We start from the raw sequence: 12,348 nt of genomic DNA, 5'->3' as shown, positions 1-12,348 counted from the left end.
CCGTTACGAATGCGTACAAAATAAATCCCGCGCGCGCGGCCGCGATCCGCGCGCCGCGCCCGTGCGCGCCATCCTGCGTTCTCCGTGCCGGATGGCTGCCGCCGGCTGGGTTTCGATATGGATTCCGGCTTGCGCGCCCCCGCTTTCTACATCCAAAAGCCACATCCCGCCTTGCGCGGCGGCGTTCTCGCGCACGGACGCGCCGTTGTTGACCGCTAACGCAACACAACGATAGATTTCGGCGAATTGCAGTTCTATACGCTGGCAGTTGGTCGTGTTCCCAGGTTTTCTTCTTTGCAGGAGAGCTGGCATGGTCACCAGAAGGCTGCACATTCCCGTCCTCGCCCCCAATCCCAACCGCAACTTCTTCGACGGCACCCGTCCGGGCCAGCCCGTGCTGCGTCCGGCCGACCTGCTGGCCCTGCGCATCGAGCTGCACAACCTGACGATCTCGCCCGGCCAGCCGCCGCGGCTGCGCAAGACCGGCAGCGGCGCGGCCACGCTGATCGTGCACTTTCCGCCGCAGTCGATCGCGGAACAGACCTTCCTGGAAAACGCGGCCAGCCAGGACGAGGACTCGCTTGCTCCTCCGCCCGTGCGGGCGCGCATCGCGGGCGAATCCCGGCTGGCCTTTGCGGTCCCGGATGATTTCGACGCGCCCTACACGCTGGAAGGCGTGCTGGCCGCCATCGAATCGCTGCCGCCGGCCGTGGCCGCCAACGCCCGGCCCCCGGCCGCGCCCGCCCCGCGCCTGGTCCTGCGCGATCTGTTCGACAAGCGCCTGGACAAGCTCAGCCCGGCGCAACGCGCGGCGCTGTCGAGCTTCGCCTTGCGCAATGCGCGCCTGGCCATGCGCCAGGACGCGCCCGGCGCGCTGCAGCGGCGCCAGGCCGGCGGCGGCGTCGGCCTGCGCCCGCCGCGGCCCGGCCCGGTCGCCGCGATCCGCACGCCGCAGCGCGCCGGCGCCATCATCGACATCCTCAAGCGCGGCCCCCGGCCCGCGGCCCCAGGCGCGCAGCAGACCGCCATCGAACTACCGTGGCGCCTGATCCTCAGCCCGCACGCGCAGACGAGTTGGCGGCACGCCAAGTCTCCCGCCACCTCGGCCGCCACCCTGCACACCGAGCTGTGGCACACGCGGCTACTGGCGACGCAGGACGGCGACGCGGTCGAACCGCCCGCGCCGGATGCGCGGCGCACGCTGCGCGCGATCTGGGCGCTGAGCGGCGAGGGCTCGTCCATGCCCATGCAGTCGGCCTATCCGGTGCCGGCCGACCAGCGCCTGCCCGCGCCCGACGCCTCGCCGTTCCTCATGCCGATGAACGATTACGATCGCTACCAGATCGCGCACCTGTCGTCGAACTTCTCGGCCGCCAGCTACACGCCGCAGCCTATCGCCACCCGCCTGCTGATGCTGTCCTCGCTGGGCGCCTGGCTGGATTCGCGCGGCAACTGGGACGGCCCCGGGCTGTCGCTGGAGGAATGGACGCACCGCGGCGCGATGGGCCGCGACCACTACGTGCGCATCGTCTACAAGGGCTTCCTGTTTCCGTTCGGCCACCGCGCGGCGCTGATCAAGGTCAGCGAACGCAAGTTCCACCCGGGCCGGCCCGGCAATGTCGCCTATCTGCGCCAGCGCCAGTTCATCATCGTGCGCCAGCGCGAGCGCGTGTACGACCTCGAACTGCCGGCGCGCGACGGCGGCGTCGGCGACCCGATGCTGCTGAACCTGCAGATGCCGTTCTCCAGCGTGCGCATCCTCACCACGGTCACGCCCAACCTGGACCCGGCCGGCAGCCCCGCCAGCAATATCGACAACCAGGACATCAAGCTGTTCTGGCCCTGCGTGGCGGGCGCGCCTTTCAGCTTCGCCTGTTCGGCCACCGACACCGATGGGCGCAGCGTGCAGTTCGGCCTGCCCATGATTTTCATGATTGGCGACAAGGCCAGTCCGCGCGGCCAGAGCGGGCAGTCGCTGGTGCCGCTGTGGCCGCAGGCCGAGGCCTTCGCCCAGCAGGCGCAGACGGCCTGGCGGCGGCCCGACCGCAGCGGCCGGCGGGTCGCGCAGCTCAACCGCCAGCGCGTCACGCTGGCGCCCAGCCAGAAGGCCGGCGACACAGCGGCCGAGGTGGAATCCATCGAGTTCGACGCCGTGGTCGATCCCGGCAACGCCGGGCTGCGCGCCTACAGCGACGGGCTCAACGACGCGCTGTTCTATCCGGGCGTCAAGCGCGCCTCCATCCGCATCGCGGCCCTGTCCGGGCTGGCCGGCGGCGACGGCCACAGCGTCCTCAGCTGGAATGCGCACTATCTCCGCTTCGGCTTCGACGCCGCCAACGTCGGCCAGGTCTTCGGCGACATCGACGCCGACCCCTTGCACCGCGGCAACGCGGCGCTGGACTTTTCCCGGCAGGGCGACCGCGCGGGCGGTTTCGTGCAGCCCAACCTGCGCCCCACGGCGCTGTCGCGGCTGGCCGGACCGGTCAGCGGCTCGGTGCAGGAGTTCGTCGCCGGCCGCATGAAAGGCGACGACGTCTTTCCCAAGACGCTGTCGGACCTGCCCCTGCCGCTGTTGTTCGGCTGTATCCCGCTGGGCGAGGTGATCGAGGCCGTGGCCAACGCGGCCAACACGCCCGAGCGGGTGCCGCGCTTCGTGGCCGAAGGCTGCAGCCAGCTGGAAAGCCTGACCAACGACATGGGACGGCTCTACGCCCTGGTGGCGGACCTGGCGCAGCAGCCCCGCCGCATCGCCCAGGGCGCCCTGAAAGTGCTGCAGGCCAGGTTCCAGGACCTGCAGGCCCAGGCCCTGGCCTACGCGCCGGCCCTGGTGGCCGGCGCCCGGACCCGCGTCGACGCGCTGAGCGCGGCGATGCAGGACGTGGTGGCGCAGATCGAACTGCTTGCCGGACAGTCCTTCGACGCCGCGCCCGCCCTGCCGGGGCTGCCCGCCGCGCTGGACGCCGCGCGCGCCGCCGCCACGGCCGTGCGCACCGCGGCCGACGCCCAGGTCGGCGGCGTGGGCCTGCCGGACGGCTATCGCCAGTCGCTGCGGCAGGCCGCCGGCGCCGCGCAGGAACTGCTGGACAGCCTGGGCGCGATTCCCGCGCTGCTGGTCCAGGGCAAGGCGTTGTACGACGCGCTCGACGCCGTCGTCGGCCAGCCGGGCCAGCTGGATCAACTTTTTTCGGACGCTGCGACGCTCAAGCTGCGCCTGCAGGCCATCGGCGATGCCGCCCAGCCCCTGTCGCAGACCATCGGCACCGCGCGCCTGCTCGAAGGCGCGCCCCGTCAGGTCGCGCAGGGCGCGCTGCGCGCGGTGCAGCTGGCGGTCGACGCCGTGCTGGCCAGCGCCCAGCTGCTGGACCTGCTGTGCGGCGACGAGCTGACCCTGCGCTTCGACTGGAACCCGGTGATCCGCAACTGGCCGGCCGAAGCCGGCAAATCGATATTCGTCGCCAACGACCCGCAAGGGCTGCGCATCGCGGTCGAGGCGAGCGTGCGCAAGAACGGACAGAGCGCGCCCAAGCTCTCGGTCGCCTGCTCGCTCAAGCACTTCGACCTGGTGCTGATCGCGCCGGCCAGCTTCCTCGAACTGAACTTCGAGAAGATCGAGTTCCGCATCGACACGGCCGCCAAGATGGACGTGGACGTGCTGCTTTCCGACATCAAGTTCGTCGGCCCCCTGTCGTTCGTGGAAACGCTGCGCGACCTGATCCCGCTTGACGGTTTCTCCGATCCGCCCTATCTGGACATCTCGGCCAAGGGCGTGGACGCGGGCTTCGACGTGGCGCTGCCGGCCATCGCCATCGGCGTGTTCAACCTGTCCAACCTCAGCCTGGGCGCCGGCTTCACCGTGCCCTTCATCGGCCAGCCGCTGGCCGTGCGCTTCAATTTCTGCACGCGCGAGCAGCCTTTCAACCTGTCGGTCTGCATGTTCGGCGGCGGCGGCTTTTTCGGCGTCACGCTGGACCCGTCCGGCATCCAGCTGCTGGAGGCCGCGTTCGAATTCGGCGCCAGCGTCTCGGTCAACCTGGGCGTGGCTTCCGGCGGCGTGCACGTGATGGCGGGCATTTACTTCCGCATGGAAAAAGACGCCTGCTCGCTGGCCGGCTATTTCCGAATGGGCGGCTGCGTCAGCGTGCTGGGCATCGTCAGCATCTCGATCGAGATCTACCTGGAACTGCGCTACGAATTCGAGAGCGGCAAATGCGCCGGGCGCGCGACCATCACCGTCGAGATCGAAGTCTTCATGTTTTCGACCAGCGTGTCGCTGTCGTGCGAGCGCAAGTTCGCCGGCTCCAACGGCGACCCCGGCCTGCGCGACCTGATGGGTCCCAGGCCCGACCTGCCGCTGGCGCAGGAGCTGGCGCAGATCGACGACGACACGCAATACGCCTGGCGCGAGTACGCCGAAGCCTTTGCCTGAGGAGCGTTCCATGGCCAAGCAAACCATCGTCTGGACCGTGATCCCCCACGGCCGCGTGCCTGACGGCGCCGACGCCGGCCGGCTGCGCGTCTCCATCGTGGCCTCGCCCCGGCTGACGCCGGAATCCGAGGACGAACAGCGGCTGGGCGCCTACGCCGACTGGCGCAACTGGCCGCGCACGCTCGAGCGCCTGCGCTTCGGGCTCAATACCGGCGCCGAGGAAATCGAGCTGGAGCCGCAGCTGCAGGCCGACCCGGCGCTGTGGGACCGGCTGCTGCCCGCAGCCACGCCGGTCGCCGGCTTCGTGTTCCGCGACATGAGCACGGTGAATCTGTTTTCTTATTCGGTGGCCGCGCTGCTGGGGCTGGCGCGCAAGCACTACGGCCGGATGGCGGTGCTGGCCACCGGCACCCACCCCACTTTGCTGCCCTGGCGCGAGGCGCATCCCGTGCTGAAGGACATGCTGAGCGACTGCGGCACGCGCACCGCCATCCTGCCCATCGGCGACCGCCGCATCGAAGTGGCGCTGCCCGGCTTCGGCCGCTTCTTCGACGATGGCGCCGAAGGCACGGAACGCGCGCTGCGCGCCCAGGTCTACGGCCCCGGCAGCATCTACCATGGCCGCGCCGCCGCCCCCGGCGCGGACCACGACGGCAACCCGCTGCCCGCCTCCGGCTTCGCGCTGCGTGCGCTGCCGACCCGCTGGAACGACGCGGCGCTCAACAACACCGACCAGCACCTGATGAAGCAATGGAATTCGCAGGCCGAGTACTCCCTGTATCAGGCAAACCGCTTTTACCGCCGCGAACCGCCCAGCATCGAACAGCAGAAAATACTCAGGCCCGACGGTTCCCCCACGCCTCCCGCCCCCGCGGCGCCGGACATGGATTTCCACGCCATCGTGGCCTCCTACGCCGACTATCCGGCGCTGCTGCGCCGACTGGGCCTGGTCATCGACTGCCTGCTGCCGGCGGACTCGCCGCTGGAGCGGCAACTGGCCGCGGCCGGCGCGGCGCAGGGCCGCTTCTTCCTGGTCCTGCGCTGGCAGGACGCGCACGATCCCGCCGACGACGCCTGTCCCGCCACCGCCTGGGCCGCGGACCCCGAGCGCTTCGTCACGCGGCCGCGCAATCCCGACCACGAACGCGGCATGCTCAAGCTGCGCCGCGCCGACGACAGCTGGGACCTGTACGAGCCGCGCAGCCCGTTCGACGTCTACCAGGTCGACCCCGACGGCGCCGCCCTGAAAACCGTGGACTTCGTCCTGACCGCGCAGAACCTGATCGCCCGCAGCCTGGCGCTGGGCGCCGACGGCGCCGTGACCTACACCACCGGCGACAAGCAGGGGCTGGCCGCGCTGCGCTCCGGCGGCCTGGGCGTGGCGCGGCGCGGGCGCGCCTGGGAGGTGGCGCAGAACGCCGCGGCCGCGGCCCTGAAGAACGCCGCGCTCGGCGGCGCGTCGGGCAGCATCGTGCTCTACGCCGAAGACCTGCTGCGCGGCTACCGCGTCGACGTGCAGGCGCAGGGGCCGGGCGATCCCGAACCGTGGCGCTCGCTGTGCCTGCGCACCGGGGTCTACCGCTGCGCCGACGGCGGCCCGCCGCTGGAGCTGCCCGACGACGAAGGCTATGTGAAGGGCGCGTCCACCACCAGCGGCGGCGCGCAGCCCGACGACCACTACCTGCACGAATCGCTGTTCCGCTGGACCGGCTGGAGCCTGGTCGCGCCGCGCCCCGGGCGCACGCTGCGCGCGCGCGAAGATGCCGCCAGCGGCGTGCAGGGCGAGACGCCCGAAGACGTGCAGGACGCCGCGCCCGCCGGCGCGGGCAACGGCCTGGCGGTCAGCTTCGCCGCGCGCAAGGGCAGCCTGCCGCGCCTGCGCTTCGGCATGTCTTACCGCCTGCGCGCGCGGCTGGTCGACCTGGCCGGCAACAGCCTGGCGCACGACGACCCCACGCTGGAGCGCGACGACAACGCCACCCGGCCGGTCGGCTACTGGCGTTTCGAACCGGTGGACCCGCCGGCGCTGCTGCACCGCGCCCGCGTCAGCGAAGGCGAATCGCTGGAGCGCATGGTGATCCGCAGCAACGCCGGCATGGACCCCGAAGCCTGGCTCGCCAGCCCCGACTTCAAGGCCGCGCGCCAGCAGTCCGGCCCCACCGATTTCGACGACACGCCCGCCAACGAACGCCACGTCGTGCCGCCCAAGGCCTCGCAGCTGCAATGCGAAACGCACGGTCTGTTCGACGCCATGATGGACAGCCCCGCCGGCATCAAGCAGGCCTATGCCATCGCCGCGCGCGACGCGGCCACGCTGTACGACGCCGGCCCCGGCACGCAGATCGAACTGGTCACGCCGCAGGCGCTGGCCGACGTCGCCACCACCGACGCCGTGCCGCCGCAGCTGCCCTCGCCCGAACATCCCGCCGGCGAACGCCTGGCCGCAGGCCAGTACGTCATCCACCGCGAGGCGCAGGTCAACACCCCCTATCTGCCCGACCCGGCGGCCGGCGGCTTCGCGCTGCGCGCGCAGCCCGGCCATACCCTGCCCGGCGTGACCGGCCCCAAGGCGCTGGGCCCCAGCGCCGCCATCGCGCAGACCCCGTCCCAGGAACTGGTGCTGCTGGTGCGCCACGCCGGCGCCTGGCCCGACACCCAGGGTTTCCGCATCGTGCTGCAGGAACGCAAGGCCACGCTGGACGACCCGCCTTGCGCGGAACGCTACGCCGACGACGGCGCGCCCACCTGGGACGAGGCCGCGCGCGTCCTCACCCTGTACCTGCCCAAGGGCCGCATCGCCCGGCTGCGCTACGCCAGCTTCGTCAATCCCGGCCTGATCGACGCCTTCGGCATCCCGGCCTGGGCCGGCGCCGAAGGCGAAAGCGCCGGACTGCGCCTGGCCGCCATGCTGGGCAGCTGCTGGATGGTCACGCCCTACCGCCCGCTGGTGCTGGTGCACGCCACCCAGCAGCCGGTCTGCGATCCCGTGCTGCTGCTGCCCGGAGAACTGGCGCGCGATCCCGGCGCCTCCCACGTCGACCTGCAGGCCCGCGTCCGGCTGCATGGTCCCACCACCGGCAAGATCGAAATCGAAGCCGACTGGCACGAATGGGTCGACGACCTGGACAAGCCGCGCCCCGAACGCGTGGCCGGCCATGGCGTGCTGGCCGAGATCGCGCTGTCCGAGAACTATCCCAACCTCTTCAGCCTCAGCAACGCCGTGGCGGAACAACAGGCCGAGGGCGGCAAGCAGCGCGCGGCCGGCAACCGCCACGAATTCGGCGACACCCGCTACCGGCTGATCCGCTACCGTCTGCGCGCCGCCACCCGCTTTCGCGAATACCTGCCGCCGACGCTGTACGCCCAGCCCGACAAAGTCACGCGCCTGGGCCCCGTGGCCGACGGCCCCGTGGTCGAGACCGGCGCCGACGACGATCCCGGCGCGCCGCAGCAGGTGCGCGCCGGCACGGCGCAGAACACCGTCGTGCCCGCCAGCGCGCCGCCCGACGTCCCGCGCCTCATGTACGTGCTGCCTACCTTCCGTTGGGAAGAAACCCGGGGCCCGGGCACCCTGGACGTGACCCGCCTGGGCAACGGCCTGCGCGCCTGGCTCGAACGCCCCTGGTTCTCGTCCGGCGACGGCGAACTGCTCGGCGTCGTGATCGGCGGAGACGGCAGGAACTTCACCGACATCCCCGACAACCTGGTCCCGCTGGTCACGCAATGGGGCATGGACCCCTTGTGGGACACGGCCCAGCCCAAGCACCGCGCGCGCGCCTCGGACTTCCCCGCTCGCGTGGCCGACGAAGCCGTCCGGCTCCAGGAACTTCCCGCCAACGTCCACGTCGTCGGCCACCGCGTGCACTGGGACGAGGCCCGGGCCCGCTGGTACTGCGACATCGAACTCGACCCCGGGCGCACCTACATGCCCTTCGTGCGCCTGGCGCTGGCGCGCTACCAGCCCAACGCCATCGCCAGCGCCAAGCTCTCGCGCGTCGTGCTGGCCGAATTCTCCCAGCTGCTGCCGCGCCGCCGCGCCGTGTTCGAGCACAAGCGCGGCAAACTCGAATTCGAACTGCGCGGCGTGGTGCCGGCGCATGGACCGATGAAATTCCCGGTGGACTCGGAATACCTGGACATTTCATACATCCCCGGCATCGGCCAGACGCCCGAAAGCGGCCGCAACCGCATCGAACTGGTATTGCAGACCCGCGACCCGGCGCTGGAAAGCGACCTGGCCTGGACCGACGCCAAGGTGCTGGCCTCCGGCCTGCTCGATCCGTCCGGTCCCGCGCGTACGCCGGACAGGCCCGTCATCCCCGACCGCTGGCGCGACCTGCCGCTGCGGGAAGTCGCGACGCCGGCCGCCTTCAGCGAAGTCTTGCGATCCGGCGGCGGCGCCCTGCGCTTTCCGCCGGTGCTGGAAGGCCCGCTGCTGGGCGACCTGCTCGATCCCGTCATCTGGTCCACCAGCGTCGCGGTCCCGGACGCCGGCGGCAAGCCGACGCGTATCGCCGTGCGGGAGTATGAGCGGTATTACACGGACGCAAGCATCACGCAGCGGCGCGGCAATGCGCAGCACCAGCGGCGGATCGTGGAAGAGCGGCTGGTGTATGTGGCGTTTTTTGGGGTTTAGTCGCCTTTACCTGTCAAGCCCGCCTCAGCCTATCGCCAGCCGGACGGGCTTGCCGACGCGGCTCAGCATCTCGACCAGCGTGTCGATGGTGAACTTCGCCGTCTTCTTGTTCACCACGTCCGATACGCGCGGGCGCGACACCATCAGTATCCGCGCGGCCTCGGCCTGCTTCAGATGGTGCTGCTCGATCCAGTCGGCCAAGGCCGACATCAGTTGTTCCTTGAGCAGCTGCGTGTCATTGATCTGCTGTTTCGCCGCGGCCTGCAGGCGCGCGGCTTCCTCGGCCGGAAACCCCAGTTCCAGGAACAGGTTCGCGTCTGCTTTGGTGACGTGGCGGATTTTCGTGTCGACGTTCATATCCTGCCTCTTCTAGCATTCACCATGTCGCGGATTCGGATTTCCCGCGCTCCGGCGCCTATCGCATCGAAAGACTTCCAGGCGTCCGGCTCCAGCCCCGCCTGGACCAGGCTCAACTGGAAACCGGCATCTCGCCGCGGTTCGTCGGGGAATGCCACCAGATCTTCATAGGCGGACCCGACCCAACGAATTTCCTTCATGCATTGCATACGCGATCGCCGTATAAAATTTTATACATATTTTCTGGAGATCTCAAGGCCTGCCGCATTCCAGGAACGCAGGCCTGGTCAACTACGATGTGAAAATAGCGTATGGACGCCGCGCAATCCTGCGGTGCGTGAGCTTTTTACCCACCCTGATGTGCCGCCTGCCCCGCAGACAAAAAAAGGGTGCCCGCAGGCACCCAAATCCACCCTACAACAGCACTACAACCACATAACTTTCCAATAACGCTCCCTTACGCAGCCTTCTGAGCCTTGCCGTGCTCGAACTGGGCTTCCTCGGTCGAGCCCGTCAGCGCGGTGGTCGACGACTGTCCGCCCTCGATGGTCTGAGTGACGGCGTCGAAGTAGCCGGTGCCCACTTCGCGCTGGTGCTTGACGGCGGTGAAGCCCATTTCGGCCGCGGCGAATTCCTTTTGCTGCAGTTCGACGAAGGCGCTCATCTGGCGGCGGGCGTAGCCGTGGGCCAGTTCGAACATGCCGTAGTTCAGGGCGTGGAAGCCGGCCAGGGTGATGAACTGGAACTTGTAGCCCATGGCGCCCAGTTCGCGCTGGAACTTGGCGATGGTGCCGTCGTCCAGGTTCTTCTTCCAGTTGAACGAGGGCGAGCAGTTGTAGGCCAGCAGCTTGCCGGGGAACTGGCGGTGGATGGCCTCGGCGAACTTGCGGGCGTATTCCAGGTTGGGCGTCGAGGTTTCGCACCAGATCAGGTCCGCGTAGGGCGCATAGGCCAGGCCGCGCGAGATGGCCTGGTCGATGCCGGCGCGGGTGCGGAAGAAGCCTTCGACGGTGCGCTCGCCGGTGATGAAGGGACGGTCGTTCTCGTCCACGTCGCTGGTCACCAGGTCGGCGGCGTCGGCGTCGGTGCGGGCCAGCAGCACGGTGGGCGTGCCCATGGTGTCGGCGGCCAGGCGGGCCGAGACCAGCTTGGAGACGGCTTCGCGGGTGGGCACCAGGACCTTGCCGCCCATGTGGCCGCACTTCTTCACGGAGGCGAGCTGGTCTTCGAAGTGCACCCCGGCGGCGCCGGCCTCGATCATGGCCTTCATCAGCTCGAAGGCGTTGAGCACGCCGCCGAAGCCGGCTTCGGCGTCGGCCACGATGGGCGCGAAGAAGTCGATGTAGCCCTCGTCGCCCGGGTTCTTGCCTTCCATCCACTGGATCTGGTCGCAGCGGGTGAGCGAGTTATTGATGCGGCGCACGACCTGCGGCACCGAATTCGCGGGGTACAGGGACTGGTCGGGGTACATTTCGCCGGCCAGGTTGGCGTCGCCGGCGACCTGCCAGCCGGACAGGTAGATGGCCTTCAGGCCGGCCTTGACCTGTTGCATGGCCTGGTTGCCGGTCAGGGCGCCCAGCGAATTGACGAAGGGCTCGCTGTGCAGGAGTTCCCACAGGCGGGTCGAACCGCGGCGGGCCAGCGTGTGCTCCACGGCGACGGAGCCGCGCAGGCGGATCACGTCTTCGGCGCTGTAGTCGCGCTTGATGCCTTGCCAGCGGGAATTCTCGGCCCAGTCCTTCTGCAGATTGCGGATTTCGGTTTCGCGGTTGCTCATGGTGATGCTCCTGGTCAGTGATGGGAAAGACTTCTGGATTCGGGGTCCTGCATTGCTTGAATCGTTGGAGAAAGTCTAAGCCCGTGCTGCAGGGCAAGGTAGGCATATGTCTTATACAAGACAAAAAATATTATTCAATATAATCAATAAGTTATAAACTCAATTTCGTATCACGAAACGCAATTGTCATCTGTGAAATGCACTGACGCTGCTGCGCAGCAGGCACTTTCACATGGCGAGGGTTACATTTCACGATGCGAAAAACAAGGCGCCGCGGAGCGCCTAAAATACGCCCATTCCCCTGTTTTCCAGATACCGCCATGACCTTGTCCCACGGTCCGCTCGGCCAGAGCGTGTCCTACGTCTCGCAATACGATCCGACGCTGCTGTTTCCCATCGCGCGCTCGCACAACCGCGCCGCCCTGAACCTGGCTGACGGCAAGCTGCCGTTCAAGGGCGTGGACCTGTGGAACGCCTATGAGCTGTCGTGGCTGGACGCCAAGGGCAAGCCGCGCATCGCCATGGCCACGTTCTCGGTGCCGGCCGACAGCCCCAACATCATCGAGTCCAAGTCGTTCAAGCTATACCTGAATTCGTTCAACCAGACCCGGCTGGTCAATTCGGCCGCCTTGCGCGGCCGCCTGGAGCGCGACCTCAGCGCCGCGGCCGGCGCGCCGGTCGGGCTGGACTTCTTCCTGCCGCAGCGCTTTTCCGAATTGCAGATGGGCGAGCTGGACGGGATCTATATCGACAAGCTGGACATCGAGATCGACACGTACGAGCCGGCGCCCGAGCTGCTGCGCACGCGCGCCGGCGATCCGGTCGAGGAAACGCTGGCTTCGCGCCTGCTCAAGTCGAACTGCCCGGTGACCGGCCAGCCCGACTGGGCCAGCGTGCAGATCCGCTACCGCGGCGCGCCCATAGACCGCGAATCGCTGCTGCGCTATATCGTGTCGTTCCGCCAGCATGCGGAATTCCATGAACATTGCGTGGAACGGATTTTCACCGACATCATGCAGGCCTGCCGGCCCGAGCAGCTGACCGTGTATGCGCGCTACACGCGCCGCGGCGGGCTGGACATCAATCCGTGGCGCAGCAATTTCGAGGCGGCGCCGCCGCCGGACCTGCGCACGGTCCGCCAGTAGCGCCGCC

At 68.9% G+C, this 12,348-nt stretch carries 7 protein-coding genes; 3 read left to right on the top strand and 4 right to left on the bottom strand.

Features of this window, described 5'->3' with window-relative positions; translation table 11 throughout:
* Positions 1-3 precede the first annotated feature (3 nt).
* A complete protein-coding gene (locus AC1M14_RS09180; RefSeq protein ID WP_479731437.1) occupies positions 4-312 on the bottom strand; it encodes a hypothetical protein in 309 nt (102 codons plus the stop codon).
* Here AC1M14_RS09180 and AC1M14_RS09175 point away from each other — a divergent pair.
* Positions 311-4,426, top strand: coding sequence for a hypothetical protein (locus tag AC1M14_RS09175; protein ID WP_479731436.1), 4,116 nt, complete (start codon positions 311-313; stop codon positions 4,424-4,426). The two genes, AC1M14_RS09180 and AC1M14_RS09175, sit on opposite strands and share 2 nt — an antisense overlap.
* Positions 4,427-4,436: 10 nt before the next feature.
* Positions 4,437-9,062 carry a hypothetical protein gene (locus AC1M14_RS09170; RefSeq protein ID WP_479731435.1) on the top strand — a complete coding sequence of 1,542 codons (4,626 nt, stop codon included), beginning with the start codon at positions 4,437-4,439 and terminating at the stop codon, positions 9,060-9,062.
* Between the two features lie 24 nt (positions 9,063-9,086).
* Here the strand turns inward: AC1M14_RS09170 and AC1M14_RS09165 are convergent, their stop codons facing one another.
* The 3 genes from AC1M14_RS09165 to aceA all read right to left on the bottom strand — a co-directional run bounded on the left by AC1M14_RS09165 (position 9,087) and on the right by aceA (position 11,196).
* Positions 9,087-9,419 carry a helix-turn-helix domain-containing protein gene (locus tag AC1M14_RS09165; protein ID WP_102772355.1) on the bottom strand — a complete coding sequence of 111 codons (333 nt, stop codon included), beginning with the start codon at positions 9,417-9,419 and terminating at the stop codon, positions 9,087-9,089.
* Positions 9,416-9,628 carry a type II toxin-antitoxin system RelE/ParE family toxin gene (locus AC1M14_RS09160; protein ID WP_102772356.1) on the bottom strand — a complete coding sequence of 71 codons (213 nt, stop codon included), beginning with the start codon at positions 9,626-9,628 and terminating at the stop codon, positions 9,416-9,418. The genes AC1M14_RS09165 and AC1M14_RS09160 overlap by 4 nt, the downstream gene beginning before the upstream one ends.
* 248 nt (positions 9,629-9,876) lie before the next feature.
* Positions 9,877-11,196: an isocitrate lyase gene (gene aceA, locus AC1M14_RS09155; protein ID WP_102772357.1), complete on the bottom strand. Its 1,320-nt coding sequence runs from the start codon at positions 11,194-11,196 to the stop codon at positions 9,877-9,879.
* 320 nt (positions 11,197-11,516) lie between these two features.
* Here aceA and queF point away from each other — a divergent pair, with 320 nt between their 5' ends.
* Positions 11,517-12,341: an NADPH-dependent 7-cyano-7-deazaguanine reductase QueF gene (gene queF / locus AC1M14_RS09150; RefSeq protein ID WP_102772358.1), complete on the top strand. Its 825-nt coding sequence runs from the start codon at positions 11,517-11,519 to the stop codon at positions 12,339-12,341.
* Positions 12,342-12,348 lie beyond the last annotated feature (7 nt).

It is taken from the genome of Achromobacter sp. SX5, from assembly GCF_056711425.1.
This window is presented reverse-complemented; position numbering and strand designations above follow the sequence as displayed.